Source organism: Arthrobacter sp. efr-133-R2A-63 (assembly GCF_030209795.1).
In the GTDB taxonomy this organism is placed as follows: domain Bacteria; phylum Actinomycetota; class Actinomycetes; order Actinomycetales; family Micrococcaceae; genus Arthrobacter; species Arthrobacter bambusae_A.
The window spans coordinates 14,236-41,102 of the sequence record NZ_JARVRG010000023.1 but is presented as its reverse complement, the minus strand read 5'-3'; the positions used below and the strand labels follow the sequence as shown (position 1 = coordinate 41,102).

Genomic DNA, 26,867 nt, shown 5'->3' with positions numbered 1-26,867 from the left:
TGCTTGCCGTGTGTGGGCGTCGGGCGCTAGGCGCCTGAGTTAGGCATCAAGGGCGGACATGACGTGCTTGATGCGCGTGTAGTCCTCGACGCCGTACATGGACAGGTCCTTGCCGTAGCCGGACTGCTTGAAGCCGCCGTGGGGCATCTCAGCGGTCAGCAGGATGTGGGTGTTGATCCAGACCGCGCCGAAGTCCAGGTCGCGGCTCATCCGCATCGCGGTGCCATGGTCCGTGGTCCAGACGCTGGAGGCCAGGGCATATTCGACGTCGTTCGCGAGCTCGAGTGCCTCGGCCTCGGTGGTGAACTTCTGGACGGTGATGACGGGACCGAAGGTTTCCTTCTGGACGACGTCGTCGCTCTGCTTGGCGCCGGTGATGATGGTGGGCTCGAAGAAGAAGCCCTTCTCACCTGCGCGGTGGCCGCCGGTTTCGATCTTGCAGTTGGCCGGGAGGTGCTCCACTACCGAGTTCACGGCGTTGAAGTGGTTCACGTTGTTGAGCGGGCCGAAGTAGTTCTCGTCGTCGTTCTGCGAACCCGTGTGCAGCGTCTTGGTGTGCTCCACCATCGCGGCAACCATGTCGTCGTGGATGGAGTCCTCGATCAGCACGCGGGTGATGGCCGTGCAGTCCTGGCCGGCGTTGAAGAAGGCGAATTCGGCGATGGCCGCTGCGCTCTTCTTGATGTCGGCGTCCTTGAAGACGATGGCCGGGGCCTTGCCGCCGAGCTCCAGGTGGGCACGTTTGAGGCCCTTGGCCGCTCCGCTGGCTACGGCAATGCCGGCACGGACGGAACCGGTGATCGAGACGAGGCCCGGGACCTTGTGCTCGACCATCATGGACCCGGTGGCTCCGTTGCCGAGGACCACGTTGAGGACGCCGGCCGGGAAGATCTCCCCCGCCAGGCGGGCCAGGACCAAGGTGGATTCCGGCGTGGTGTCAGAGGGCTTGAGAACAACAGTGTTGCCTGCGGCGAGGGCTGGGCCGATCTTCCAGATACCCATGAGGAACGGGTAGTTCCACGGGGCAACCTGGGCCACGACGCCGATCGGTTCGCGGCGGACGTACGAGGTGTGGCCCTCGAAGTATTCGCCTGCGGACTTGCCTTCCATGATGCGCGCGGCGCCGGCGAAGAAGCGGAGCTGGTCTGCACCGGCGGCAACTTCCTCGGATGCAATGAGGGCGCGGACCTGGCCGGTGTTGCGGTGCTGTGCCTCAACGAGCTCATCGCTGTTGGCCTCGATGGCGTCGGCGAGCTTGAGCAGCATGAGCTGGCGCTGGCCCGGCGTGACATGCTTCCAGGACTTGAAAGCTTCCTTCGCCGCGTTCATGGCGGCATCGACGTCGGCCGCCGTGGAGATAGGCGCATGGGCCACAATCTCTCCGTTGGTGGGGTTCACGATGTCGAGCAGTTCGGTGCCTGCCGGCGTGACGAACTCGCCGTTGATGAAGTTCTGCAAGGTTTGGACCACGGTGTACAACCTCTTTCGGTGTCTAGGCATTGGTTGCAGCTGCTCCGAGCCTATGCCAGCACCCCGCAGCGCGGAATAGTCAGGTGCACACCCCGACCACCACGGCTTAGTGCGAATGACCAGTGCAGGGATATCCTTTTTGGCATGGCAATGTCACTCGCCGCGCTCGTCGCCGTCCCCTCACTTCGACTCCGCAAAGCCGGCCTCGCGGAAACCACCTGGAACGAAGACATCCGATGGGTGGCCGTGACGGAGCAGGAGGATCCCCAACGCTTCCTCAATGGCGGCGAACTGATCCTGACCACGGGGCTCAGGCTCAACGGCGCCGCGGAACAGCGCCGTTTCGTGCGCCAGGTCCAGCGCGCGGGAGCAGTCGGCATCGGCTTCGGGACCGGGCTGACCCATGAAGCCGTGCCCTCCGCCCTCGTTGCGGAAGCGAACCGCTGGGGCCTGCCCCTCGTGGAAGTCCCCTACGAGACCCCTTTCATCGCCATCGGAAAACTCGTGGCCGATTCCCAATCCGCCGACCACTACTCCAAGCTGGAGCGCCTCATCGCCGGCCACCAGATCCTGGCCCGGGCCCTGCTGACCGGGGGCGGCCTCGGCGAATTGCTCAAGCAGTTGGGCAGCATGCTCCGGACCGATATCGCGCTCACCCAGTTCAGCGCCCAGCTTTACAACAGCGTGCCCGGCAAACCCGCGCCGACGGCTGACGATTGGGCGTCCTTTCCCATTCCGACAGGCCGTCGCGACGCCTGCACGCTATGGATCAGGCAACCCTTCGGGGACACCGGGATTGTCAGTTATGCGCAGAACCTGATCAGCGTGGAACTCAACAACATGGTCAAGCAGCGCCAGAGCCAACGGGCCTTGGCGGGCCAGGTACTGGACGATGTCATCCACGGAACCCTGGACACGGTGGAGGGTGCCCGCCGCCTGGCCGGCGTCGGAATCAACAGCACGCGCAAGAACGTGGTGCTGCTGGTGGTTTCAACAGCCCATCACAAGCAACTCGGGAGCACATCGCTTCCGCAGTCGCTCGACGGCGGGGTGACCGCCGTCGTCGGGAAGGACCTGGTGACGGTAGTGCCCGACGACGGCAGTTCCGCGAGCGCGCTCGCCAAGGACCTCAGTGATCACCTTTTGGAGGCGGGGATCCACGCGGTGATCGGAATCGGCGGCGCGTACACGAAGCCGAACGGCGTGCGTTGGAGCTACTTCGAAGCGCGCGACGCCGTGGCGCACGGCCTGCCGGTCAACGAGCCCGAGCGGCTCAGCCTGACCTCGCTGTTGCTGGCGAGCGAGGATGTGCCGTTGGCGGACATGGCCAGCGAGGCGCTCACCCCCCTGCGCAAGTTCGACGCCGCGCACGGCTCGGAGCTCGTTTCAACCCTGGAAAGCTACCTCAACCACAATGGTTCGGTGGCCGCCGTCGCTGAAGCCCTGACCCTGCACCGCAACACGGTGCGCTACCGGCTGGCGCAAATCACGGACCTTACCGGTTATGACCCCGCCCAGACGCCGGACCGCGTGCAGCTGTGGCTCGCCCTGGCGGTGCAACGGCTGGGCGCCCGCAACCCGCGCTAAGGTTCCCTGCCGCCGTCGGTCCTCCCCACCCGCCGTCGCCGTCGGCCCTCCCCAACTAACTCGCATTTGTTGTCGTTACGAGCGTCCAAAACGACATTAAGTGCGAGTCAGTTGGGCTCCCGCCGCGGCACAGAGAGATTCGCCACAAAACTTCGCGCGCCAAACATCAAACGTCTAACCTTTAAGCATGGCTTCGACTCACCCGACTCCCCACGCAACGGAAACAACAACTGTGCCCACCACCGGCGGTACTGTAGCGCCGAAATCCAAGGTGGTCGCCGTCGTCGGGATCATCGCCGTCATCCTCATCGGCCTGAACCTGCGTGCCGGCATCACGAGCGCGGCGGCGCTGTTCCACGATTTGCAGGCATTCCTCGGATACGGGGCGCTCGTCGCGTCGATTCTTCCGTCGATCCCCTTGCTGTGCTTCGCCGTCGCGGGTTTGGGTACCTCGTGGCTATCGCGCCGGATCGGCGTCGAGAAATCGATCTTCGTCGCGCTCGCCATGTTGGCCGCCGGGCTCCTGGTCCGCAGCGTCCCCGCAACCGGTGCGCTCCTCGCCGGAACAGTGCTGGCGATGTCCGGCCTGGCAGTGTGCAACGTGGCCATGCCGTCGTACATCCGCGAGCACTACGCAAGCAGGACGTCCATGATGACCGGTCTCTACACCTTCACGATGTCCGCGGGTGCCACCTTCGCCGCGGCGGTCAGCGTGCCCTTGGCGCAGCAACTGGGCTCGCCGTCGATGGGCCTGGCCGCATGGGGACTCCTTGGCGTCGCCGCACTCCTTGGCTTCCTTCCGATGGTCCTCCACACCCACCGCTCATCACGCAAGGCCAGCCAAGAGCACGTGTCGATGTGGCCGCTCCTGCGCACCCGGCTGGGATTCCTTATCACTTCCATCTTCACGTTGCAGGGCCTCCTGGCGTATGCCGTGATGAGTTGGTTTGCCTACATCCTGACAACCCAGGGACTCAGCGCCTCCGAGAGCGGCCTCCAGTTCGGACTCATGCAGCTGGTGTCCGTGGCTGGTGGCATGATCCTCCTGGCCATCGGCTCGCGGCCCGGCATGATGCGACCTGCCCTGTACCTCGGCAGCGGGACCACCCTCCTGGCAATCCCCGCAATGCTTCTGCTGCCGACGTCGTTCGCCTCGGTTCCCGCCGTGATGTTCGGTTTCGGTCTGGGCATCTTCCCCCTGGTCCTGGTGATCATCAGCCGCAGCGGGCGTACGACGGCGGAGACCACCGCCATGTCCACTGTCGCCCAGTCCGTGGGGTACTTGATCGCGGCGTTGGGACCGTTCGGCATGGGCCTGCTCCACAGTGCCACCGGCGCTTGGACCCTTCCCTTGGCACTCCTTGCCTTGGTGGCGCTGGCCCTCATGGTGACGGGCCACCAGCTGACCAGCAAACGGACGCCGATCAAGGCCGGACCAAGGCCTGTTGCATGAGCCTGACACCTTCGCACCGGCCCGCCTTGGCCGAGGAAGTCACCAGGCAACTGCGCAGCATGATCCAGTCCGGTGAGTGGCCGCTACAGGAGAAGATTCCGGCCGAGCCGGAGCTCATGGCCTCGCTGGGAGTCTCCCGCGGGACGCTCCGCGAAGCCATCAAAGCTTTGGCCCACAGCGGCATGTTGGAGGTCCGCCGGGGTGACGGAACCTATGTCCGGGCCACGAGCGAGATCTCCGGCGCAGCCCAGCGGATGTACAAGGAACACACGCAGGAGCACGTGGTCGAAGTCCGGGTGGGGCTCGACACCCAAGCCGCCCGGCTAGCCACGAAGCACGCTACCGCCGAGGACATCGCCGCCATGCGCGCACTGCTCCAACTGCGCCACGATGCTTGGCTCGCGGCCGACTACCCCGCGTGGGCCCGGGCCGATTGGGATTTCCACGAACGGGTGGCGCTGGCTTCGGGCAATCCGTTGCTGCACCAGTTGTATGTTTCCTTCGGCGGGGTCTTCAACGACGATCTGCTGCGCCAACAACGCAAGGCCGGCTTCAACGGCATCCCGCACGAAGGCCACGACGAACTGGCTGACGCCATCGAAGCACGCGACGAAGCTGCCGCCGTCGCGAGCGTGTACCGCAACCTGGACTTTGCCGCGGAGTGGCTCAACAGCTGACGCCATCTTCCCCGACGCCCGCTCACATCTAGTGAGCGAGCGTCCGCAGGAAATACCCCAAAGGTGAGCGAGCGTCCGCAGCGGGTCCGGGATCTAGCCTGAAGCGGCGCCCGTCAGTTCGACACCGGCATCAGCTGCCTCGCGGAAGGGCGCGTCGATGAGCACCACGTCGCGGCCTGCACGATGCAGCAGGCTTGCGGCGACGCTTGCCCGATAACCGGAGGTGCAATGCACCCAGATCCTGGCCGTCGGCAATTCGTCCACACGGCGCAAAAGCTCGTGCAATGGAACATTGGCCGCGCCTTGGACGTGTGAGGCGGAAAATTCCTCGGTACGGCGCACGTCCAGCACCGTTTCACCCGGAGCCCGGTCCCGCATCAGCCCCGCCCAGTCGGTGATCGGATACTGCACCAACAATGCGCCGGGTGCCAGAGCCCCGGGATCCACGCCGACGGCGGCATCCGGGGAGTCGAATCCGATCCTCGCGAGGTCGCGGATAGCCTTTTCGACGTCGGCATGGGCACCCAGCAGGGTCAGCGGCTGGTTCCATGGCAGGACCCAACCAAGGTAGCTCGTGAAGCTCGATCCCGTCCCGTATTCAAAGGCCACGCTGCCACGCAGGTGGCTCGCAGCGAACGCGACCCGGTTGCGAAGGTCCACCACCCATTCCCCGGCCTCGAGCCTGCGCTCCAGTTCGGCGGGTTCCACGGATTCCGGCATGTCGAGTATCGCCGGGCCCGGACCGAGTGCATTGAGCGGGCTCATGTGCGCGTAGTAGCTCGGGTAGGCCGTGATATTCGCCAGGAGGTGCCTGACGAAGTGGTCTTCGTCCGGGTCAGTGAGCGCATGGTTGCTTGCGGCCTGCTCCGCGATCGTCGATGCGGGGATCCTGCTCGCGGGACCGATGGAGCAGAACGAACCGAAGCCATGGGTGGGATACAGGATCGCGTCGGGGGTTGCCTCACCGACGAGCCGCCGGACCGAGGCGTACTGATCATGGGCCAGTCCGGCGGTGTCCTCCGGGCCAATCAAATCCGTCCGGCCCACAGAGCCGTAGAGCAGGCTGCCACCCGAGAACACGGCTAGCCGGACGCCAGTGCCGGCGTCGGGGTCCGAAACGACATAGGCCAGGTGTGTGTACGTGTGGCCCGGCGTGGCCACGGGCTTGACTGAAAGTCTGCCTACCTTGAACGCCCGCCCCGGGACAACCGGCTCCCGCTCAAACGCTACGTTGTCCGCCGCATTCACCAGGTAGCGGGCGTTGTGGTCACGGGCAAGGATGAGGCCGCCGGTGAGGTAGTCGTTGTGGAGGTGGGTCTCAGCGACATGCGTGATGGCCACTCCCGCAGCGCGCGCCGCTGTTTCGACGCGGTCGGTGTCACGTTGGGGGTCGATCACGAGCGCCACCGTACCGTCGTGAACGAGGTAGCTGCGGTCCCCCAATTGGGTCGTTTCGACGACGACGACGTCCATGCGGAAAGTTTAGCCCCGATAACGCGCAACGCGGGGTCACTTAGCGCCCATTCCGATGCCCCGGATGGGCGCCAAGTGACCCCGCGTTGTAGATTTAGACTTGGGCAGCCACGCCGTCGCGGGAGATATCCACCATGTCCTCACGCGGGACAACCTTGATGCGTTCGCGCTGGACCTCGACGCCGTGCGAGGTGCCGGCGTCGGACGCTGCGGCACCCAGAGCGAGCTCGTGGGCGTCCAGGGCCAGCCAACCTTCCCAGCTGGTGAACTTCACACCGCGGGCGTCCAGGAGCTCGACGACGGCGTCCGCCTCGGGAACGGCAGCAAACGGCAGGTTTTCACGGTCTTCCAGGAGGTACGTGACCGTCTCCAGTGCGTCGCCCTTGGTGTGGCCGATGAGGCCGACGGGGCCACGCTTGATCCAACCCGTGGCGTAGAGGCCAGGAACGTGCTCGCCGGAAGCGTCCAGCACGCGGCCGCCGTCGTTCGCGACGACCCCGCGCTTGTGGTCGAACTCAACGTCCGGCAGCGCGGAACCGAAGTAGCCGATCGCGCGGTACACGGCCTGGACCGGGTAGTCGACGATCTCGCCGGTACCACGCGCGTTGCCTGTGCCGTCCAGCTCGGTGCGCTCGAACTTGATCGCGGCAACCTTGCCCGGGGTCTCTGCGGAATCCACGATTTCCACCGGGCTGTGCAGGAAGTGCAGGTGCAGCCGGCGGGATGCCTTGAGCTCGGAGAGGTCCTCGGGCTGCTCGGCGATCCAGTTGGTGAGCGTGCCCACCATGGTCTTGGTCTGGTTGTTCGTCTGGATCTGGCGGTCCGACTCTTCGTCGAACTCGAAGTCCTCGGCGTAAAGGATGATGTCCACGTCCTTGGAGTGGGACAGTTCGCGGAGCTCCAGCGGGGTGAACTTCACCTGCGCCGGTCCACGGCGGCCGAAGACGTGTACGTCGGTGACCGGGGAAGCCTTGAGGCCCGCGTAGACGTTGTCCGGAATTTCGGTCACGAGAAGGTCGTCGGCGTGCTTGGAGAGGACCCGGGCAACGTCGAGTGCGACGTTGCCGTTGCCGAGCACGGCCACCGAGCTGGCGTTGAGAGGCCACTCGCGGGAAACGTCGGGGTGCCCGTCGTACCAGGAGACGAAGTCGGCGCCGCCGAAGGAACCCTCGAGCTCGATGCCCGGGATGTTCAGGTCCGCGTCCTTGATGGCGCCGGTGGCGAAGATCACGGCGTCGTAGTGGGTGCGGAGGTCTTCGATGGAGATGTCCGTGCCGTAGTCGACGTTGCCGAAGAAGCGGATGTCCCCGCGGTCCAGGACCTTGTGCAGCGCGTTGACGATGCCCTTGATGCGGGGGTGGTCCGGAGCGACGCCGTAGCGGATCAGGCCGTAGGGAGCCGGGTAGCGGTCGAAGAGGTCGATGCTGACCGCCAGCTCGCCGCTCTTGACGGCCTCGCTCTTGGTCAGGATGTCAGCTGCGTAGACGCCGGCCGGGCCGGAGCCGACGACGGCGACGCGCAGCGGACGTGCGGCGGTTCCTACGGTGGTGCTAGATGACACGGCTGTGTTCCTTTTCAGTGTGCTTCCCAACTAGCTCGCAATTGTTGTCGTTTTGAGGGCTCATAACGACACCTAATGCGAGCTAGTTGGGTGAGGGGCTAAGGGGTAACGACGCGGGGCTTGTTGGGGGTCAGTGTGCTGTAGTCAGCGGTCTTGAAATGTTCGGGGGCAAACGGGCTGACACGCACAACATCGCCGATCACAATCACTGCGGGATTTGCGACGCCGGTGGCCTCGGCTTGCTCGGCGATGGTTGCCAAAGTGCCGATCGTGACGCGCTGTTCGGGCATGTAGCCGTTCTCTACGATACCTACTGGCGTGTCCAGGGGCATTCCGGATTCCGCGAGGGCCGCGGCGGATTCGCGGAGTTTGGCGACGCCCATGAGCAGGATCACGGTGTGGTCCGGTCGGGCCGGGACCTCGGAGAGTTCCTCGTGGCCGGTCACCACGCTGAAGCCCTTCGCGAGTCCTCGGTGCGTCACGGGAATACCCGCTGCGGCCGGCACTGAGATCGCCGAGGTCACGCCCGGAACCACTTCAACCTCGACGCCGTTCTGCCGGCAAAATTCGGCTTCCTCGCCGCCGCGGCCCAGGACGTAGGGGTCGCCGCCCTTGAGCCGCACCACCCGGTGGCCGGCCAGGGCTTCCTCCACAAGGATCCGGTTGATCTCGAGTTGCGGCACGGGGTGGTGGCCGGGTGTCTTGCCGACCTCGATCACGCGGACGTCCGGAGCGAGCTCCTGCAGCAAGTCACGCGGTCCGAGGCGGTCCGCAACGACGACGTCGGCCTGGCCCAGCAGACGGCGGCCGCGGACGGTGATGAGTCCGGAGTCGCCGGGCCCTCCGCCTACGAGCGCGACGCTTCCGGTGGACGCACGACGACGGCGGAGCGGCAGGTCTCCCGTCTCAAGCGCGGTGGCAACTGCGTCGCGCAAGGCCATGGCGCGGCGCGGGTCTCCCCCGGCATTGATGGCGACCTTGACGTCGTCGACGACGGCGACGGCGGGCGTCCAGGCTGCCGACGATTCGTGGTCCGAGGCGTTGACGCACCAGATGCGCTGCGCCTCGGCGTCGGCGGCTACTTGGGCGTCCACAGCGGCAACACCGGTGGCAGTCTGGACGAACCACACGCCGTCGACGTCGGAGGAAAGGTAGGTGCGCGGCTCCCAGGTGAGCAGGCCGGAGGCGGCAAGTTCGCGGAGCGCGTCAGAGGCAACGGGGGCCACCACGGTCACCCGGGCGCCGGCGTCGAGCAGTCCCTTGGCGCGTCGGGCAGCCACGGGTCCGCCGCCCACCACCAGCACCGGGCGGCCGAGCAGCCGCAGGGCTGTGGGGTAGATGTCCTGTATTGCCATGAAAAAACTGTAGGGCCGGGCCGTAACATGCTTCAAAGGTCCGGAAACACCAGTTCACGCTAGGTAACCCGGCGTCACATTACGCCTGAGCGCCGGGCGCCTCCCATCCGATCGCCGGAGCCACGTATTTGGCGATGTTGCCCAGCAGCTTGATGTTGTACTCCACACCGAGTTGGTTGGGCACGGTAACGAGTACGGTGTCCGCTGCCTGGACCGCGGCGTCCTGCGCGAGTTCCTCGGCCAAGGCATCGGGCGGGCCGACGTAACTCTTGCCGAACCGCGACAGGGCACCGTCGAGCATGCCCACTTGGTCGCGGTTATCCACCTGCGCGCGGAGCCCGAAATAGTGTTCGTCCTCGGCATCCACCACGGGAATGATGCTGCGGCTGACCGAAACACGGGGCTCGAAACCGTGTCCGGCCGTTGTCCATGCCTCCCGGAACATGCTGATCTGTTCGGCCTGGAGCTGGTCGAAGGGAACTCCGGTGTCCTCGGTGAGCAGGGTGGAGCTCATGAGGTTCATCCCTTGTTCCGCGGCCCAGACGGCGGTTTTGCGGGTGCCGGCGCCCCACCAGATCCGTCGCGGCAGCCCGGGCGACGTCGGCTGGATCGGCAGGAGGCCACGGCCGCCGCCCATGAAGGAGGGATCAGCTTCGGCTACTCCGTGGCCTGCGATAGCGTGCCGGAAAACGGCGGTGTGGCGGCGGGCCATCGCGGAGTCGTCCTCACCCTCGGCGGGCGCGTAGCCAAAGTACCGGGCGCCGTGCAGGGCCGGCTCGGGTGAACCACGGCTGATGCCCAATTGGAGCCTGCCTTGGCTGATGAGGTCCGTGGCCGCTGCTTCTTCGGCCATATAGAGCGGGTTTTCGTAGCGCATGTCGATCACGCCAGTGCCCATCTCGATCCGGCTGGTCCGGGCGCGATGGCCGCCAACAAGGGGAATGGCGAGGCCTGCTGGCGCGCAAAGTGGTGCACGCGGAAGAAGGCTCCGTTGACGCCGAGTTCCTCAGCCGCCACCGCAAGGTCGATCCCTTGGAGCAAGGCGTCGCCGGCCGACGGAGTGCGCGATCCTTGGACGGGTCCCCAGTGGCCGAAGGAAAGAAAACCGATTCGTTTCATGCCCGCATCAACCACGGTGTGGGCCGGGGAATTCCTTAGCGCGTGCTGCCCGCGAGCAGGCCGCGGCGGAGCAGGAGGCGGCGCTCAATCGGGGCGAAGACAACGAGCTCGATCAGGATGCCCACAAAGAGTATCGCCAGGATGGCGGACATGACCGTGGCCATGTCCGACAGGGTGCGGCCCTGGTCCAGGAGCGAACCGAGTCCGAAGCCGATGGTGCCGCCCACCGCGATGATTTCGGCGGCCATGAGCGAGCGCCAGGAGAAAGCCCAGCCCTGCTTGAGTCCACCCAGATAGCCGGGGAGGGCCGCGGGCAGGACGATCTGTAACGCCATCTGCAGTCGCGAGGCCCCAAGGACCTTCCCGACGCTCCGGTATTGCGGCGGGATCTGGTCGACGCCGGAAATCAGCCCGTTGATGATGGACGGGATGGCACCCATGAGGACGACAAAGTACACCGTGCCGTCCGAGAGCCCGAACCAGATGATCGCCGCCGGAACCCAGGCCACCGACGGCAGCACCTGGAGCCCGGAAATGAGCGGTCCGAAGGCACGGCGCAGCGGCTGCACCTGTGCCAGGAGCAGGCCCACCGGAGTAGCCACGGCGACGCTGATGAGGAATCCGATCACGCCGCGCTGAAGTGAGGTCCAGATGGCTTCCTGGGCTTTGCCTTCGGCCCACAAAGAACCGAACTGGCCCAGGACGTCGAGCGGTCCGGGAACCTGGTCGCGGCGCTTGAAACCAAGGGAGACATAGAACTGCCACGCGAGGATCAGGACCAAGAGCGCCGCAATCGGGAGGACAATACGGGCCCAGTCGATGCGCGCCTTGCGGTGGGCATCCGACTGCAGCTTGTCCAGGCCGGCCTCAAGGTCCCGGAGTTCGTCCGGGTTTCCCTTCAGGGACGGCGACGTGATGTGGCGGGACTGCTGAGCTTGCTCGGCGGCCTCTCCTTCGGCAAGCCGGGTCTCTTGTTCAATTGGCATGGCGGCGGATCTCCTCGCGCAGGCGGCGGGTAATGGTTCCGGTCAGCTCCCCGGCCCGGCCGGCGTCGGTCCGGTGTTCCTCGGTGACGTTCCACTCGGCCACGACCCGTCCCGGACGGGAGGACAGCAGCAGGACACGCTGGCCGAGCCTGACGGCTTCGCGCACGTTGTGCGTCACGAACACGATGGTGCGGCCGGTTTCCTTCCAGATCCGCTCAAGCTCGTCGTGCAGAAGGTCGCGGGTGATGGCGTCGAGGGCAGCGAACGGTTCGTCCATGAGCAACAGTTGCCGGTCCTGCGCCAACGCGCGGGCCAGGGCGACGCGTTGGCGCATGCCGCCGGAGAGCTCGTGCGGGCGCTTGTCCCCCGCGCCACCCAAATGGACGAGGTCCAACAGCTCGCCCGCACGGGCGGCACGCGACGCTTTGCTCAGGCTGCCGGACTTGTCGGCGAGTTTCAGCGCGAGTTCGATGTTGCCGCGGGCAGTGAGCCATGGAAACAGCGCTGAATCCTGGAACATGAAGGCGGCACCGTCGCTGGGCACCTCCAGGGCGCCCGACGTCGGCTGGTCCAGCCCCGCGAGGATGTTCAGCAGGGTGGATTTGCCGCAGCCGGACGCACCGAGCAAGGCGACGAACTCGCCTTGCTGGATGGTGGCGTTGACGTCGTCCAGCACCGGGGCTCCGTCGCCGAAGCGTTTACCCAGGTGTTCCAGTACGACTGGCATGGTCCCGTCCTTCGTTTGTTTCGTTGTTGAATTCCCAACTGACTGGCAGTTGTTGTCGTTATGAGGCCTCATAACGACAACAACTGCGAGTCAGTTGGGTCTTGGCAGTTCAGTCTTGGCCCAGTCCTGCAGCCGAGGTCTTCTGCCCGGTCACGTTGTTGAGGGCGCGGAGGTCGAAGATGCCGTTGATGTCGGCCGGTTTGGTGATGCCGGCGTCGACCCCGTCCTGGAGGAGTTTCTTGTAGGTTCCGGCGAGCGGGTCCACGGTGAAGGTGATGTTCTTCAGGGAGCGGTCGATGACGTCGGCCGGCAACGTACTTCCGGCGGTCGCCTTCAGGGCGGCGTTGATCGCGGTGGCCTTGTCGGCCGCCGAGGCGGTGTTGAGCCAGTTGACGGAGGCTTCGTGGCCCTGGAGCAGGGCCGTTACCGTCTGCGGGTGCTCGGCGGCGAACTTCTTGCTCACGATCAGGATGGTGGTGGGGAACGCACCCTTGTCCCAGAGGTCCTTCTCGTCCACGAGGACCTTCCCGCCGGCTTGGAGCACCAGACGTGAGGCCCAGGGCTCTGGCAACCACGCGCCGTCGAGCTTTCCGTCCTGGAAGAGCTTGAGGGTCTGGGCGTTATCGGTGGGGTTGATGGCGACGTCGCCCCCGCCGTTCGGGTTGCTCTTCAGACCTTGCTTGCCAAGCCAGGCGCGCAGTGCCACGTCCTGGGTGCCGCCGAGTTGTGGGGATGCGAGGGTCTTGCCCTTGAGGTCCGCGGCGCTGTTGATGCCGGGCTTCACCACGAGCTGCGCACCCCCGGAGGCAGCACCCGCGATGATGCTGATGGAGGCGCCCTTGCTCTGGACGAAGGAGTTGATGGCCGGGTTGGGCCCGAGGTAGGCGGCGTCGATCGCTCCGGCGTTCAGGGCCTCGATCGCGGCGGGTCCGGCGTTGAAGATCTGGGTAGTGAGCTTGGTGCTGCCGAGCTTGCTGGCGATGATCCCCTTGCTGACGCCCACCAGCGCGGGAGCGTGGGTGACGTTGCCGAAGTAGCCGAGCCGAAGTTCAGCGGCGGGCGTCGTTGCCGCGGCTGCCTGGGTTTCGTTGTTCTTGGCCACCACCGATGCGACAGCGGCACCGGCACCGATCAGCAGGACGAGTCCGACGGCGATGCCGATCTCGAGCGCGCGGCGGCGCTTGGGCTTGTTGGTTTCGCCGGCGACGATGCGGGTGGTTCCCGGGTTCGAGGCGGGCGGCGTGGGTTCTGGGGTGTTTGACATGGGGGAATCCTTGGGATGCGTTGCGGAAGGGGCAGGGCGTTTATCAGGCCCTGCGACATCGCCCCGAAAGGGCAGCCAAGGACCAATCCGATGAGGTCATGGATTCACCATAGGGACTGTCATATTTGCCGTTCAATGACCCGGAAACCCGGGGTCACGCACGTTCATGCGGCGTCACAATTGAGCTGGCCCCGACGCAAAAAACCGCAGCTTGTTTCCCATCCCGGACCTTGAAGGCGGGGTTCGGGAAACAAGCTGCGGTTCCAGTCACCGGAAGCGTCAGATGACGTAACGTTCGTCCTCGTGGTCGCCCGGGTGGTCCTTCACCAAGCCGGCGGCCAGCGTGTTGCCGTCCACGGGGTCGATCACCAGGAAAGCGCCCGTGCGGCGGTGGTGCAGGTAGTTCTCCAACGGCAACGGCGCGGCCAGTCGAAGCTGGGCGTTGCCGATGTCGTTCAGCTCAAGGCTGGAGGCCGCCTCGACGTTGAACGTGGCCAGGTCCAGCTTGCCCGTGACATTGCGGACGAGCGCCTGGACGGTCCGGGTCCCATGCTTCACGAGCACCTTGGCACCTTCTCGCAACGGCTTCGGCGAAAGCCAGCACAGGGCCGCGTACAGATCGGCCGAGCTCTCACGCACCGTCCCTGCGGCGGCAATGGTGTCACCGCGGGCGATGTCGATTTCGTCGGCCAGGCGGATCGCCACGGATTGCGGAGCGGTAGCCTCGGTCAACTCGCTGCCCGCGAAGTCGATCCCCGTCACGGTGGTGATCCGGGGTTCGTGGCCCGGGCTCAGGACGGTGACTTTGTCCCCGAGCTTCACGGTTCCTTCCGTGATCTGGCCGGCGTAGGCACGGTAGTCGCGGTACGCCCCGACGTCGAGCCCTGCGGCGACGGCGTCGGGAGCCAGCGCGCCTTGCGGCCGGATGACCAGCTGGACCGGGAAGCGGAAACTCTCCAGGTGGCTTTCGAGCTCGTCCGCGGCCGGAAGGGTTTCCAGGACCTCGAGCAGCGCCGGGCCGCTGTACCACGGGGTGCGTTCCGAGCGGTCCACGACGTTGTCGCCGTCGAGCGCCGACACCGGGATGACCGCGACGTCGGCAACACCATCGCTGCCCAAGCCAAGCTCGCGGGCGACTTTCTGCACGTCGGCCTCGATCTCGCGGAAGACCGACTCGCTGAAGTCCACGAGGTCGATCTTGTTCACAGCAACGATCACATGCGCCACGCGGAGCAACTGCAACACTGACAGGTGGCGGCGGGTCTGCTCCAGGACTCCCTTGCGGGCGTCAATGAGGACGACGACGGCGTCCGCGGTGGACGCGCCCGTCACCGTGTTCTTGGTGTACTGCACGTGGCCGGGGCAGTCCGCGAGGATGAAGCTGCGGCGGTCGGTGGCGAAGTAGCGGTAGGCGACATCGATGGTGATGCCCTGTTCCCGCTCGGCGCGAAGGCCGTCGGTCAGGAGGGCAAGGTCGATCGCCTGGCTGCCGGTGGCGCCGGCTCCGCCGAAGCCGCGGTCCGCCGAGGTGCGGGCGACGGCGTCGAGCTGGTCCGCGAGGATCGCCTTGGAATCGTGCAGCAAGCGGCCCACGAGGGTGGACTTGCCGTCGTCGACGGATCCAGCCGTGGCGAAGCGGAACAGCGTCGATTCGCGCAGGCCGGTCTCCAGGAGTGCGGTTTCAGTGCTCATTAGAAGTAGCCGTCCTTCTTGCGGTCTTCCATGGCTGCCTCGGAGATGCGGTCATCTGCACGGGTGGCGCCACGTTCGGTGAGTGTGGATGCGGCAACTTCAACAACGACGTCGGCAACCGTGCGGGCGTCGGAAAGGACGGCGCCCGTGCAGGACATGTCACCCACAGTGCGGTAGCGGACGAGCTTCGTCACGACTTCCTCGTGGGGTTTCGGCATGGAAACCTCGCCGACTGCGCGCCACATGCCGTCGCGTTCGTAGACTTCGCGTTCGTGGGCGTAGTACAGGCCGGGCAGTTCAATGCCTTCGCGTTCGATGTAGCGCCAGACGTCCAGTTCGGTCCAGTTGCTGATGGGGAACGCGCGGACGTGCTGGCCCACGGTGTGGCGGCCGTTGTACAGGTTCCACAGTTCCGGGCGCTGGTTGCGGGGATCCCACTGGCCGAATTCGTCGCGCAGGCTCAGGATGCGTTCCTTGGCGCGGGCCTTGTCCTCGTCGCGGCGGCCGCCGCCGAAGACGGCGTCGAACTTGTTGCGCTGGATGGCATCCAGCAGCGGCACGGTCTGCAGCGGGTTGCGGGTGCCGTCGGCACGCTCGGCAAGTTCGCCACGGTCGATGAACTCCTGCACGGAGCCCACCACCAGCTTGAGGCCCAGTCGCTCCACCGTGCGGTCACGGAAGTCGATGACCTCGGGGAAGTTGTGGCCGGTGTCCACGTGCAGCACGGGGAACGGGACCTTGCCAGGCCAGAACGCCTTGGTGGCCAGGTGCAGCATCACCACGGAATCCTTGCCGCCGGAGAACAACAGCGCAGGCTTCTCGAACTCGGCAACAACCTCACGGATGATGTGGATGGCCTCGGACTCGAGGGTGTCGAGTGAGGAAAGGCGCTCAGAGGTTTCGACGCCGACTGCCGCCCCCGCCCCTTCGCCGCGCGGCTGATCTTCGATCAGCCCAGCGCGCGGCTCCGACAGGCCCGATGCCACTCCCTGGGCGGCAGTCGGCGTCTCAGCTGCGTCGGTTTCCAGCACAGACAACTCCAGGTCCTCGTTGGTGATTTGGGTACTCATACGTGTAGTCCGCATTCTGTCTTGTCGGTTCCTGCCCAGCGGCCGGAGCGGGGGTCCGCTCCCGGGGCTACTTTGCGGGTGCAGGGCTGGCATCCGATGGACGGGTAGCCCTGGCTCAGGAGGGGGTTGACGGGAAGGATGTTGTCTTCGGAGTACTGGACCAGCTGGTCGAAGCTCCAGTCGGCCATCGGGTTGACCTTGACCAGGCCGTTGGTCTCGTCCCAGGTGATCAGCGGCGTGTTGGTCCGCGTGGGGGCCTCGTCGCGGCGGACACCGGTGAACCAGACTTCATAGCCGGCGAGGGTCCGGCGCAGCGGCTGGACCTTGCGGAGCGCGCAGCACTGGGCGGCGTCGCGGGCGAACAGGTCCTTGCCGAGAAGGCGGTCCTGCTGCTCCACGGTGTTTTCCGGGAGCACGTCCACGATGTTCACGCGAAGGTTCGCGGCCACTTCGTCCCGCGTGGCGTGGGTTTCGGGAAAGTGGTAGCCGGTCTCCAGGAACAGGACGTCGACGCCGGGAAACTGGTCCGCGACGAGGGCGGGCAGCACGGCGTCGGCCATGGAGCAGGCCACGGCGACGGCGGGCAGTTCGAAGTTGCGGGCCACCCAGGCGATGACGTCGCGGGCGGGCGCGTTCCAGCCGAGCTCTGCGGCACCGGATTCCGCCAAGGCCTTGAGTTCGTCGTGGGAGCGGAGGGAGGTGGTGGTGGTCACTGGAGATCTCCTTCATCTGCGGAGTGTGCCCATTCGGCGAAGGTCTGGCCTTCGGCACGGTCGGCCACGAACTTCCGGACTACCCGCTCTACGTAATCGGGCAGGTCCTCGACGTAGACCTTGAGGCCGCGCACGGTGCGTCCGAGGCCTGCTTCTTCGCGGCTGGAGGAAGCCAGCCCGCCGCCCAAGTGGACCTGGAAGCCCGGGGTGGGGTCGCCGTCGGGCGTCGGCAACATCATGCCCTTGAGCCCGATGTCCGCGGTCTGGATGCGGGCGCAGGAGTTGGGGCAGCCGTTGATGTGCAGGGACAGGGCCTGCGGCAACTGGCCGCTGTCCGCGAGGTCGGCCAGGCGGCGTTCCAGTTCGGCGACGGCGGTGGCTGCCGTGACCTTGGTTTCCACGATGGCGAGCTTGCAGAACTCGATGCCGGTGCAGGCGATGGTGCCGCGGCGGAAGACGGACGGGCGGGCGGAGAGGCCCAGGGTGTCCAGTTCGGCCACGAGCGCTTCCACCTGCTCCTTGGCGACGTCCAACACGACGATCTTCTGGTGCGGCGTGGTGCGCAGGCGGAACGAGCCGCGGGCTTCGAGGGTGTCCGCGAGCTTCACGAGCTGGCTTCCCGAGAGGCGTCCGGCCAAGGGTGTGGCGCCGATGAAGAACTTGCCGTCCTTCTGCTCGTGGATGCCGACGTGGTCGCCCGGAGTTGAAGGCTTCGGGGCAGCGGGGCCGTCGGAAAGCTTGAAGCCGAGGTATTCGTCCTCGAGGATCTGGCGGAACTTCTCGGGACCCCAGTCGGCCAGGAGGAACTTCAGGCGAGCTTTGGTGCGCATGCGGCGGTAACCGTAGTCGCGGAAGATGCTGGTGACGCCGAGCCATACCTCGGCGGCTTCCTCGGGCTTCACGAACGCACCGAGCCGCTTGGCGAGCATCGGGTTGGTGGACAGCGCGCCGCCCACCCAGAGGTCATAGCCGACGCCGAGTTCGGGGTGGACCATGCCGACCAGGCCGAAGTCGTTGATCTCGTGGACCACGTCCTGCGAGGGGTGGCCGGTGATGGCGGTCTTGTATTTGCGCGGCAGGTTGGCGAGCTCGGGGTCGCCGATGAAGCGCTCCGCGAGTTCGTGGATCAGCGGCGTGGGATCGATGATCTCGTCCTTGGCGATCCCGGCAACCGGGGAGCCCAGGATGACGCGCGGGACGTCGCCGCACGCCTCGGTGGTGGACAGGCCGACGGATTCGAGGCGGCGCCAGATCTCCGGCACGTCCTCCACGCGGATCCAGTGCAGCTGGATGTTCTGGCGGTCGGTCAAGTCGGCGCTGCCACGGGCGAAGTCCACGGAGATCTGGCCGATGACGCGCAACTGCTCGGTGGTGAGCGCACCGCCGTCGATCCTCACGCGGAGCATGAAGTACTTATCCTCGAGCTCGTGCGGCTCAAGCGTGGCGGTCTTGCCGCCGTCGATCCCGGGCTTGCGCTGCGTGTACAGGCCCCACCAGCGGAAACGGCCGTGCAGGTCCGTTCCGTCGATCGAGTCGAAGCCGTGCTTGGAATAGACAGACTCGATACGCTCACGGACGTTGAGTCCGTTGTCTTCCTGCTTCCAGGTTTCGTTGGCGTTGAGCGGCGCGGTGCCGTCAACCTTCCACTGGCCGTGGGGTTTAGCGGCAGGACGGGCGGTGCGGGCCGGGCGCTTGGGTGCAGCCTCGTCCGCGGACGCTCCGGCTAGAGCTGTATCAGTCATGCATCGACTGTAGGGCTGGCCAGATTTCTCCAACAACGACGCAGAAACGAAGAGTCACCTAGGGAAACATTTCGTCACGAACCGCCGTCGGGCCTTGTTCACCCGGCCGCGCTGTGCATTCGCCATGCCCGCTCAGGAGCGAGCGGCAACCACCGCGTCGTAGCGTTCCAGGGCGATCTCCGCGAGCACGGGAGAGGGAAGCAACGGCGCCGTCACGACGTCGGCCCCGGCCTTGGACAGCTGGTCGTGGAAGTAGCCCGTGGCCAGCAGATACGAGGAGACCACCACCCGGCCGCCGCCTTCGGTGACCTCCGCGCCGGTGAGTTCCGCGCGAAGGGCCGCGACGCCGTCGGGCACGTTCGGCTCGGCGCTGGCACCGTAGGCGACGCGCACCTTGTTGGGCAGCAGCTCGGCGAGCTGGCGCGCCTGCTCCTCCGAATCGACGGAACCGTCCGGCAGCGATGAGCCCGCGGCGGCGAGCAGGACGCCGTCGTCGTCGCCCAGGCCGGCGTCGCGCAACCGGGCGGCGAGCAGCTCGGCGAGCCGCGGATCCGGCCCCAGCGGCGGCGCCGCGGACACCTCGGGGCGGGACGTGATCGCCTTCGGGATGTCCACCTTGACGTGGTAGCCGGTGCTGAGCAACAAGGGAACGACGACGGCGGGCGTGCCCTCCGGGAGGCTGGCCACCACACCGCCCAACTCGGGTTCCTGGACGTCCACGTAGGCCTCAACGACGGTCAGGCCGGGCCGGAGCGCCTCGATCTCGGCCATGACCTGGCGGATAGCGGCTTGCCCTTCGACGTTCCGGGTTCCGTGGGCGCACGCGATCAAGACGGGGCTGTTCATGCGTGCAAGCGTAACGTTGGGCGAGCACGATCGCCCGTCTGTGAACGAAGAATGGAGCTGCATTTGTTCACTTTTGACCTTGCGCTGGTATGGCTGGATCTGGCCGGCGTCTTCTTCTTTGCCGTGTCCGGATCCTTGCTCGCCGCCAAGAAGCAGTTCGACATCATCGGCTCACTGCTCTTGGCTTCGCTCGTCGGCCTGGGCGGCGGTGTCATCCGCGACATCGTCATCAACGCCGGCCCACCCGCGGCGTTCACCAACCCGGTCTATCTGCTGCCACCCTTGTTGGCCGCGGTTCTGGTGTACTTCCTGTTTTCGAGCATCCAGCGCTTCACGTCCCTTTTGACCCTTTTCGACGCCGGCGGGCTGGCGTTGTTCTGCATCACGGGGACGCTCAAGGCACTGGCTGCCGGGATGAATCCGGTGGCTGCGATCCTGTTGGGAGTCACGACGGCGGTGGGCGGCGGCTTGCTCCGCGACATCACGGCCAACGAAATTCCCACCCTTTTCAATGCGCGGGATCTCTACGCCCTGCCGGCCTTCACGGGAGCCGCCTTGACCGCCCTGCTCTGGAACATCGGAGCTTTCAACGGCGTAACAGCCGGGGTCATTGCCGCCTGGGTTTTCGTCTTCCGGGTGGTGGCTTGGCGTTGGGGTTGGCGGGTGCCCTTGGCGGTCCGGGGATGGCACCGCGCCGGGGTCTCCCCGGGCGCCGATTCACGAGGCCGGGATTAGCTAGGATGGGAGCATGACTGACATGTTCCTCGAGAAATTCCGCGCGCTTGTACCGAAGTATCTCGAGGACGAATGGCAGGAAGAAGACGGGCTGTCCACCTCCGAGCTGGACGAGGCCCTCTCCGCCCACTCGTTCACCATTCCCATGGTGCTGCGCGAGTTCTACCTCGCCCTGGGTGGTTGCGAGGACCTCATGGAGGCCTACCACTACTTCTGGGACCCCGAAGAGCTCGAAGTGGACGACGAAGGCTTCCTTATGTTCCTGGAGGACGAAGAGGAGCAATTCACCTGGGGCTTCCGCGTAGGCGACCTCGGCGTCCCCGATCCCATCGTGTGGCGCCGCAACAACGCCCGCGGCCAGTGGAAATCCGAGGAAGGCACGTTCTCCGAATTCGTGTTCGACATGTTCGACTGGGCTTTCAGCGACGAAGACTAGGGGTTTGCTGGGGAGGCCGCGCCTTCCTGACCCTGTTTGAATTTTGAACGGCCGCGACACGCCTTTAACTCGGTGTGTCGCGGCTTTTTTCGTGGCAAGGAGGGTCAGGACGGCGCGCTGTTTGCTGGATTACGACGGCGGGACCCACCCGGGCGCGTATCTTGCGGGGGCGAAGTGGCCCACTTCCCGGTGTCGCAGCACGGTCAGGATCTCGTTGACCACTTCCTCAGGACGGAAGACCACGTCCTCGTAGTAGTAACGCAACACCAAAAGGCCACCCCTCACGCTGGCGTTGTCGCGGTGTCTGTCCTTCTTGACCTGGCGCGCCTCAAGATCAGCCAGGCCGGCCAGAGGAAGGTACGGATACCCAGGGTGGGCACATCGGGCGTGGTCCACCACACCATCCCGGACTTGGCAGCTACCGCAGCTGAGGTGGATGGCCTCGGGCTCCCGGGAACTCCCCCGCCCTTGGACGCCCCCTGGTCCTTGCAGTTGCGCAGTCCTTGCCGCGCCACCCCGGTTTCTGAGGAATTGCACCACATCCATGTGGCCAGTCCAGCAGTATCGCTCGGGCGACAGCAGCTGCCGGCTCCCCTGTGTGGACAAGTTTTGCTGGCCCTTCCTGACTTTCTTTCGGCCAACGGACTGCAAGACACACCCCTTTGCAGGCGTGTAGGGGCCATTCTGAATTCGAAGAAGGTCAGGAAGGAAAGTCAATTCCTGAAAAACTCAAGAAAACCCTTTGACGGGGAAAGTTGCATCCGTGACAAAGTTGTCATAAGCTGTAACCGGATTCACTAAATGCCTCCGGTGAGTCTGATGCGAACGGAGATTATGGTCCCGGTTCGTTGCAGCGCGTGACTCGTAGCGTTGCAAGGAACCGGGGCCATTGCATTTAAGCCCGTCCCTGCCCAACCCGGATCCCAACCCAACCCGTCCGCCCCGTCCGCCCCGTCCGGCCCGCCCGGCCCGCCCAACTGACTCGCAGTTGTTGTCGTTATGAAGCGTCAAAACGACAACAACTGCGAGTCAGTTGGGTCCGGGCGAAGAAACTAGCTGGCGCGCTCCACCACGGCGTGGGCGAAGTTCGTGAGCGACTCCTTGACCACGCCTTCGGGCAACGGCTTCAAAGCCTCGATGGCCTCGGCGGACCACTGGCGCGCAATCACCCAGGATTCGGCGGTGACAGGATGCTCGCGCAGTCCGGCAACGGCCAGGGCCAGCGCCTCATCCGAGGACAGGTCGCCGTCAACCAGCTTCAAAAGTTCGACGGCGGAGTGGTCACCGTTGTCGGCGGCCTTGCGGAGCAGAAGGACGGGAAGCGTGGGAACGCCTTCACGGAGGTCGGTCCCCGGGGACTTGCCGGACTTGACCTTGACGCCAGTTACGTCGATGACGTCGTCAGCCAGCTGGAAGGCCACGCCGACCTTTTCGCCGTATTCCACCAGCACGTCCTCGAAGGCTTCGTCGGCGCCGGCGAAGATGGCACCGAGCTGGCCCGAGGCCGCAACGAGGGAACCGGTCTTGTCGGCGATGACGGACAGGTAGTGCTCCACGGCATCCTCGCCTTCACGCGGACCGACGGTCTCATGCAGCTGGCCGAGGCACAGGCGTTCGAACGTGCGGGCCTGGATTCCCAGGGCACGCGACCCGAGTTCGGAGACCAGGATCGACGCGCGGGCGAAGATCAGGTCGCCCGTGAGGATGGCCACCGAGTTGCCCCAGACTTCGTGCGCCGTGGGGGCGCCACGGCGGTAGGGCGCGGAGTCCATCACGTCGTCGTGATAGAGGGTTGCGAGGTGGGTCAGTTCAACCACGACGGCGGCCTGGACCACTTCCGGCCGGGACGCGTCCCCGAGGTGGGCACACAGCAGAGTCAAGAGCGGGCGGATGCGCTTGCCGCCGGCTTCCACCAAGTGACGCGACGTTGCGTCAGCCAGGGGGTCCGAGTTGGCGATTGCTTCGCGGAGCTTCTTTTCCACGCGCGCAAGGTTCGTGGTGATGGCAGGACCCAGCTCCACGTCCTTGGCGATGGCGGCAAAACCGGCAGGAAGCTGCAGGCCAGTGGCGATCGCGGTGGTGGTGGGAGCGGGTTCGACAGCGTCCGGCAAGCCGTGCCCGGCGTGCGTCCAGCTGTGTTCGGCAGAGTGAGTCACGGGTTAACCCTAACTTTTCACGGAGGAAAGCGTTGATTCGGTGCCGGCGCGGGTGGAAGCGGCGGTGGACGTGGTGTTGGACGTGGCCGGGACCAGCATCTCGAGGACGCGGATCGCGCGGTCCTCGAAACCCTTGGCCGACGTATCCGTGAGGTTCGCGAGCATCCGGACCACAAAGCGCATGAGCACCGGGATGGGCATGCCGGTCCGCAGCGCGAGTTTCATGACGGCGGGCTTGCCGATGAGGGCGGCAAAGACGCGGCCCAGGGTGAAGTGTGAACCCCACTGGTCCCGCACATAGTCCGCGTACCGCGAAAGGTGCGCGTCGGCGTCGTCGGCTGTCCACCCGGCCGAACGTGAACGCGATGACGCGTCAATGATGAACTCGGCCGCAAAGCGGGCGGACTCCATGGCATAGGAAATACCCTCGCCGTTGAACGGTGAAACCATGCCGCCGGCGTCGCCCAGGAGCATGAGCCCCGGAGAGTAGTGCGGGGTACGGTTGAAGCCCATGGGCAGGGCCGCGCCGCGGATCTCCCCCACCTGGTTTTCGGGCGTGAATCCCCACTCGGACGGCATGCCGGCGGTCCATTCGCGCAAGACCTGCTTGTAGTCGAGCTTGCCGAATTCCTTGGAGGAGTTCAGGATCCCGAGGCCGACGTTGGACGTGCCGTCGCCGACGCCGAACACCCAGCCGTAACCGGGCAGCGGTTTGCCGGACTTGCCCGGGAGCTCCAGCCAGCCTTCCATCCAGTCGTCCTCGTGGCGGGGCGAGGTGAAGTAGGTGCGGACGGCGACGCCGAGAGGGCGGTCGTCGCGTTTGTGCATGCCGAGCGACACGGCGGTCCGCGTCGAGTTGCCGTCCGCGGCGAGCACGACGTCGGCATGAAAATCGCGCGTCTCGCCCGTCTTGCGTCCGGACTCGTCGAGCAGCGCGGCGCGTGCGCCGATCACTCGTCCGGCGTCGTCGCGCAGGGCTTCGGTGACGCTGTGCCGTTCAAGCACGACGGCGCCCGCCGACTGGGCGTGCCGGGCCAGCTCCTCGTCGAATCCGAGGCGCGTGCGGATGAGCCCGTACGTGGGAAAGTCGGCGACCTCGGGCCACGGCAATTCAATCGTCCGGCCGCCCGCAATGAGCCTGAGCCCCTTGTTGCGGCGCCACCCGGCGTCCTCGGCGTGCGGGAGGCCGAGCTTCTGGATCTCGCGGACGGCGCGGGGAGTCAGGCCGTCGCCGCAAACCTTCTCGCGCGGGAAGCTGGTCTTTTCCAGCACCGTCACGGAAATGCCCGCCTGGGCAAGGTAGTACGCAGCGGTGGACCCGGCTGGCCCTGCGCCGACTATCAGTACGTTCACAGCGTCCTTGTTAATAGGGCCGGTTAGCGGGACTGATCGCCGGCTTGGCGGCGCGGCTTGATCTGGCGGCGCAGCTTGGCCACGGGAACGCTTTCACGGTGTTCGGCACCGGGCTTCTGGGCGCGGTGCACTGCCACGATGCCGCCGCTCAGGTTGCGGTAGGTGACGTCGGTCCAGCCGGCTTCCTGCAGCCAGGCGGCCAGGTGATCCTGGTCCGGCCACGCGCGGATGGACTCGGCAAGGTACACATAGGCGTCCGGGTTGGAGGAGACCTTCGTGGCGATGGCGGGCAGCGCGCGCATGAGGTATTCGGTGTACATGGTCCGCCAAAGGGGCACCACAGGGGCCGAGAATTCGGCGATAACCAGGCGTCCGCCCGGCTTGGTGACGCGGAACATCTCCGCGAGGGCCTTGTGCGGTTCGTTGACATTGCGCAGGCCGAAGGAAATGGTGCAGGCATCGAAGGAAGCGTCCGCGAAGGGCAGCTTGGTGGCGTCCCCGGCAACGAAGTTGATGTCCGGGCGACGGCGCTTGCCGACCTTCAGCATTCCCAACGAGAAGTCGCACGCCACGACGTCCACTCCGGCGTCGGCGTACGGTTCGCTGGACGTGCCGGTACCGGCCGCAAGGTCCAGGACCCGCTGGCCTACGCGAACGTCCATCGCATCGACGACGACGCGGCGCCAACGCCGGGTCTGCCCCATGGACAGGACATCGTTGACGACGTCGTATTTGGGGGCGACATCGTCAAACATCGTCGCAACTTCGTCCGGACGCTTTTCCAAGGATGCTCGGTTCACCCTGCAATTGTCTCAGACAAATATAGGAAGAACTTTCGGGGCACTCCGGTCCGGGCAGGGTTCGCGTTGCGCGCGGGAGTAATGTTGTTCCATCATGACGAGTACGCTCCGCACCTTGACAGTCCCCCTCGATGTTGATTCATCCTCCGGGGGACTGCCGTCATTTCTGGTCCGGGACGACGTCCTGTGCTGGTCCCGCCGCGAGAACGGACTGGTGGGCTTTGGCGAACTCGCGCGATTCACCGCTTCCGGGCCCGATCGCTTTCTCGAGGCCGACATCTGGTGGCGCCATCTCGTCATCGAGGCCGACGTCACAGATCCCCTTGAGCTCCCCGGTACCGGTCCTGTCGCCTTTGGGTCCTTTGCCTTCTCCAAGACGTCCGCCTTTGAATCCCGCTTGATCCTTCCGGAAATTGTCGTCGGGATCCGGGACGGGCGGTCCTGGCTCACCCAGTTGACGCTCGACGACGTCGAACTCACCGGAGCGGGTGCCCTAGCCGCCCTGGCCGCCTGGCTCAGCCCCGCCGTCGGGCACCCAACTAACTCGCAGTTGTTGTCGTTTAGAGCGCCCAAAACGACAACAAGTGCGAGCCAGTTGGGTGATGGGAAAGTGACGCTCGAGAGCGGTTCGCTGAGCGAAACTGCCTGGAAGCAGGCCGTGGCCGACGGCGTTGAGGAAATCCGGACCGGGAAGCTCGAGAAGCTGGTCCTCGCGCGCGACGTCGTGGCGACACTGCCCGACGGCGTCAACGCCGCGAACGTGCTGCGGCAGTTGGCTGGCCGTTACCGCGAATGCTGGACGTACGGCGTCGACGGCTTGGTCGGCGCGACGCCGGAAATGCTCATCCAAGTGGAGGGCCGCACGGCACAGGCGCGTGTCCTGGCCGGAACGCTCGACCGGCGCGACGCCGAGGGCATGGACGGTTCCCCCATGGAATACGCCGAACGCGTGCTGGCCGGCTCCGAAAAACAACGGCACGAGCACGAGATCGCCATCCAATCGCTGACCACCCAGCTCGCGCCCTTCTCCGAGGCAATGAACGCCCACAGCGAACCGTTCATCCTGGAACTGCCCAATGTGTGGCATCTGGCGTCGGACGTGAAGGCCGAGCTCGCCGATGTTGAGGGACATGTCCCTACGTGCCTGGCCTTGATCAACGCACTCCACCCCACGGCCGCCGTGTGCGGAACGCCCACTTTGGTTGCCGGGGAGTTGATCCGGCAGCTTGAGCACATGGATCGCGGACCGTACGCCGGCCCGGTCGGGTGGCTCGACGCCGCGGGCAACGGCGAGTGGGGCATCGCACTGCGTGGCGCGATCATCGAAAGTCCTACAACCGTGCGCCTCTATGCGGGCTGCGGGATTGTCGAAGGCTCCGTTCCCGACGCCGAGCTGGCCGAGACGTGGGCCAAATTCCGGCCCATGCTCGAGTCGCTGGGCATCAGCAGCTAAGCCTCCTACTCCAGGATTCGGTTCACAGCCGGCCTCCGTGGATGTCTGGGGTGCGAGACAATAGCCACGTTGGGGGTCTTGATTTTTTACTTGGTAGGTTATCCAATAGTAAAACTTAGTTTTCTGTGACGCACATCTCATGTTCGGCGCTACACTATGAACCGATTAGTTTCGCATCCACTGCAAAAAAAGGTAAGAA

The 26,867-nt window shown here is 65.7% G+C and carries 22 protein-coding genes and 1 pseudogene; 6 read left to right on the top strand and 17 right to left on the bottom strand.

Annotated features, from left to right (window positions below; genetic code table 11):
• Positions 1 to 39: 39 nt before the first annotated feature.
• Entirely contained in the window at positions 40 to 1,470 is a 1,431-nt protein-coding gene (locus QRN45_RS12370) for a gamma-aminobutyraldehyde dehydrogenase (protein WP_264636796.1), read from the bottom strand.
• A gap of 144 nt (positions 1,471 to 1,614) precedes the next feature.
• On the opposite strand from QRN45_RS12370, the gene QRN45_RS12365 reads away from it, so the two are divergent.
• The 3 genes from QRN45_RS12365 to QRN45_RS12355 all read left to right on the top strand — a co-directional run bounded on the left by QRN45_RS12365 (position 1,615) and on the right by QRN45_RS12355 (position 5,187).
• Positions 1,615 to 3,057 (top strand): PucR family transcriptional regulator, encoded by a 1,443-nt coding sequence (locus tag QRN45_RS12365; RefSeq protein ID WP_241707033.1) that lies wholly within the window; start codon positions 1,615 to 1,617, stop codon positions 3,055 to 3,057.
• Between the two features lie 187 nt (positions 3,058 to 3,244).
• Positions 3,245 to 4,510 (top strand): MFS transporter, encoded by a 1,266-nt coding sequence (locus QRN45_RS12360; RefSeq protein ID WP_241707032.1) that lies wholly within the window; start codon positions 3,245 to 3,247, stop codon positions 4,508 to 4,510.
• Positions 4,507 to 5,187 (top strand): FadR/GntR family transcriptional regulator, encoded by a 681-nt coding sequence (locus tag QRN45_RS12355; protein ID WP_241707031.1) that lies wholly within the window; start codon positions 4,507 to 4,509, stop codon positions 5,185 to 5,187. Before QRN45_RS12360 ends, QRN45_RS12355 begins: the two co-directional genes overlap by 4 nt.
• Positions 5,188 to 5,280: 93 nt before the next feature.
• On the opposite strand, the gene QRN45_RS12350 is transcribed toward QRN45_RS12355, so the two are convergent.
• The 12 genes and pseudogenes from QRN45_RS12350 to QRN45_RS12295 all read right to left on the bottom strand — a co-directional run bounded on the left by QRN45_RS12350 (position 5,281) and on the right by QRN45_RS12295 (position 19,735).
• On the bottom strand, positions 5,281 to 6,660 hold the full coding sequence (locus tag QRN45_RS12350; RefSeq protein WP_284763548.1) for an MBL fold metallo-hydrolase: 1,380 nt from the start codon (positions 6,658 to 6,660) through the stop codon (positions 5,281 to 5,283).
• A gap of 94 nt (positions 6,661 to 6,754) precedes the next feature.
• Positions 6,755 to 8,221 (bottom strand): FAD-dependent oxidoreductase, encoded by a 1,467-nt coding sequence (locus QRN45_RS12345; RefSeq protein ID WP_264636798.1) that lies wholly within the window; start codon positions 8,219 to 8,221, stop codon positions 6,755 to 6,757.
• A 98-nt stretch (positions 8,222 to 8,319) separates the two neighbouring features.
• Complete coding sequence (cobA, locus tag QRN45_RS12340) at positions 8,320 to 9,576, bottom strand: uroporphyrinogen-III C-methyltransferase (RefSeq protein ID WP_284763546.1); 1,257 nt, start codon at positions 9,574 to 9,576, stop codon at positions 8,320 to 8,322.
• A gap of 79 nt (positions 9,577 to 9,655) precedes the next feature.
• Positions 9,656 to 10,695: pseudogene (locus tag QRN45_RS12335) on the bottom strand (LLM class flavin-dependent oxidoreductase).
• A 35-nt stretch (positions 10,696 to 10,730) separates the two neighbouring features.
• Positions 10,731 to 11,681 (bottom strand): ABC transporter permease, encoded by a 951-nt coding sequence (locus QRN45_RS12330; protein WP_078107990.1) that lies wholly within the window; start codon positions 11,679 to 11,681, stop codon positions 10,731 to 10,733.
• A complete protein-coding gene (locus QRN45_RS12325) occupies positions 11,671 to 12,408 on the bottom strand; it encodes an ABC transporter ATP-binding protein (RefSeq protein WP_234748948.1) in 738 nt (245 codons plus the stop codon). The genes QRN45_RS12330 and QRN45_RS12325 overlap by 11 nt, the downstream gene beginning before the upstream one ends.
• 109 nt (positions 12,409 to 12,517) lie before the next feature.
• The gene (locus QRN45_RS12320) at positions 12,518 to 13,672 is read right to left on the bottom strand and encodes an ABC transporter substrate-binding protein (protein WP_264636801.1); all 1,155 of its coding nucleotides are present in this window, start codon (positions 13,670 to 13,672) and stop codon (positions 12,518 to 12,520) included.
• A gap of 279 nt (positions 13,673 to 13,951) precedes the next feature.
• Complete coding sequence (locus QRN45_RS12315; RefSeq protein WP_284763545.1) at positions 13,952 to 15,364, bottom strand: sulfate adenylyltransferase subunit 1; 1,413 nt, start codon at positions 15,362 to 15,364, stop codon at positions 13,952 to 13,954.
• On the bottom strand, positions 15,364 to 16,434 hold the full coding sequence (gene cysD, locus QRN45_RS12310) for a sulfate adenylyltransferase subunit CysD (protein ID WP_264636803.1): 1,071 nt from the start codon (positions 16,432 to 16,434) through the stop codon (positions 15,364 to 15,366). The genes QRN45_RS12315 and cysD overlap by 1 nt, the downstream gene beginning before the upstream one ends.
• Complete coding sequence (locus QRN45_RS12305; protein ID WP_241707024.1) at positions 16,431 to 17,147, bottom strand: phosphoadenylyl-sulfate reductase; 717 nt, start codon at positions 17,145 to 17,147, stop codon at positions 16,431 to 16,433. Before QRN45_RS12305 ends, cysD begins: the two co-directional genes overlap by 4 nt.
• On the bottom strand, positions 17,144 to 18,889 hold the full coding sequence (locus QRN45_RS12300; protein ID WP_078107985.1) for a nitrite/sulfite reductase: 1,746 nt from the start codon (positions 18,887 to 18,889) through the stop codon (positions 17,144 to 17,146). Before QRN45_RS12300 ends, QRN45_RS12305 begins: the two co-directional genes overlap by 4 nt.
• Before the next feature lie 132 nt (positions 18,890 to 19,021).
• Positions 19,022 to 19,735 carry a sirohydrochlorin chelatase gene (locus tag QRN45_RS12295; RefSeq protein WP_284763544.1) on the bottom strand — a complete coding sequence of 238 codons (714 nt, stop codon included), beginning with the start codon at positions 19,733 to 19,735 and terminating at the stop codon, positions 19,022 to 19,024.
• A gap of 63 nt (positions 19,736 to 19,798) precedes the next feature.
• Between QRN45_RS12295 and QRN45_RS12290 the strand changes: the two genes are divergently transcribed.
• Positions 19,799 to 20,470 (top strand): trimeric intracellular cation channel family protein, encoded by a 672-nt coding sequence (locus QRN45_RS12290; RefSeq protein ID WP_284763542.1) that lies wholly within the window; start codon positions 19,799 to 19,801, stop codon positions 20,468 to 20,470.
• A gap of 13 nt (positions 20,471 to 20,483) precedes the next feature.
• Positions 20,484 to 20,906, top strand: coding sequence for a hypothetical protein (locus QRN45_RS12285; RefSeq protein ID WP_241707021.1), 423 nt, complete (start codon positions 20,484 to 20,486; stop codon positions 20,904 to 20,906).
• 129 nt (positions 20,907 to 21,035) lie between these two features.
• Here the strand turns inward: QRN45_RS12285 and QRN45_RS12280 are convergent, their stop codons facing one another.
• The 4 genes from QRN45_RS12280 to QRN45_RS12265 all read right to left on the bottom strand — a co-directional run bounded on the left by QRN45_RS12280 (position 21,036) and on the right by QRN45_RS12265 (position 25,215).
• Positions 21,036 to 21,302 (bottom strand): putative endonuclease domain-containing protein, encoded by a 267-nt coding sequence (locus QRN45_RS12280; protein ID WP_264636806.1) that lies wholly within the window; start codon positions 21,300 to 21,302, stop codon positions 21,036 to 21,038.
• A 656-nt stretch (positions 21,303 to 21,958) separates the two neighbouring features.
• Entirely contained in the window at positions 21,959 to 23,062 is a 1,104-nt protein-coding gene (locus QRN45_RS12275; protein WP_059387239.1) for a polyprenyl synthetase family protein, read from the bottom strand.
• 9 nt (positions 23,063 to 23,071) lie between these two features.
• Positions 23,072 to 24,415 (bottom strand): geranylgeranyl reductase family protein, encoded by a 1,344-nt coding sequence (locus QRN45_RS12270; protein WP_284763541.1) that lies wholly within the window; start codon positions 24,413 to 24,415, stop codon positions 23,072 to 23,074.
• Between the two features lie 23 nt (positions 24,416 to 24,438).
• The gene (locus tag QRN45_RS12265) at positions 24,439 to 25,215 is read right to left on the bottom strand and encodes a demethylmenaquinone methyltransferase (protein WP_078107836.1); all 777 of its coding nucleotides are present in this window, start codon (positions 25,213 to 25,215) and stop codon (positions 24,439 to 24,441) included.
• 94 nt (positions 25,216 to 25,309) lie between these two features.
• Between QRN45_RS12265 and QRN45_RS12260 the strand changes: the two genes are divergently transcribed.
• Entirely contained in the window at positions 25,310 to 26,668 is a 1,359-nt protein-coding gene (locus QRN45_RS12260) for an isochorismate synthase (RefSeq protein WP_284763540.1), read from the top strand.
• Positions 26,669 to 26,867: the final 199 nt, after the last annotated feature.

What these genes read in the sequence shown, in the direction of transcription:
- QRN45_RS12365 (WP_241707033.1), top strand. Translation starts at nt 1,615, where the DNA reads ATGGCAATGTCACTCGCCGCGCTCGTCGCCGTCCCCTCACTTCGACTC.
- QRN45_RS12360 (WP_241707032.1), top strand. Translation starts at nt 3,245, where the DNA reads ATGGCTTCGACTCACCCGACTCCCCACGCAACGGAAACAACAACTGTG.
- QRN45_RS12355 (WP_241707031.1), top strand. Translation starts at nt 4,507, where the DNA reads ATGAGCCTGACACCTTCGCACCGGCCCGCCTTGGCCGAGGAAGTCACC.
- QRN45_RS12350 (WP_284763548.1), bottom strand. Translation starts at nt 6,660, where the DNA reads ATGGACGTCGTCGTCGTCGAAACGACCCAATTGGGGGACCGCAGCTAC.
- cobA (WP_284763546.1), bottom strand. Translation starts at nt 9,576, where the DNA reads ATGGCAATACAGGACATCTACCCCACAGCCCTGCGGCTGCTCGGCCGC.
- QRN45_RS12330 (WP_078107990.1), bottom strand. Translation starts at nt 11,681, where the DNA reads ATGCCAATTGAACAAGAGACCCGGCTTGCCGAAGGAGAGGCCGCCGAG.
- QRN45_RS12325 (WP_234748948.1), bottom strand. Translation starts at nt 12,408, where the DNA reads ATGCCAGTCGTACTGGAACACCTGGGTAAACGCTTCGGCGACGGAGCC.
- QRN45_RS12320 (WP_264636801.1), bottom strand. Translation starts at nt 13,672, where the DNA reads ATGTCAAACACCCCAGAACCCACGCCGCCCGCCTCGAACCCGGGAACC.
- QRN45_RS12315 (WP_284763545.1), bottom strand. Translation starts at nt 15,364, where the DNA reads ATGAGCACTGAAACCGCACTCCTGGAGACCGGCCTGCGCGAATCGACG.
- cysD (WP_264636803.1), bottom strand. Translation starts at nt 16,434, where the DNA reads ATGAGTACCCAAATCACCAACGAGGACCTGGAGTTGTCTGTGCTGGAA.
- QRN45_RS12300 (WP_078107985.1), bottom strand. Translation starts at nt 18,889, where the DNA reads ATGACTGATACAGCTCTAGCCGGAGCGTCCGCGGACGAGGCTGCACCC.
- QRN45_RS12295 (WP_284763544.1), bottom strand. Translation starts at nt 19,735, where the DNA reads ATGAACAGCCCCGTCTTGATCGCGTGCGCCCACGGAACCCGGAACGTC.
- QRN45_RS12285 (WP_241707021.1), top strand. Translation starts at nt 20,484, where the DNA reads ATGACTGACATGTTCCTCGAGAAATTCCGCGCGCTTGTACCGAAGTAT.
- QRN45_RS12260 (WP_284763540.1), top strand. Translation starts at nt 25,310, where the DNA reads ATGACGAGTACGCTCCGCACCTTGACAGTCCCCCTCGATGTTGATTCA.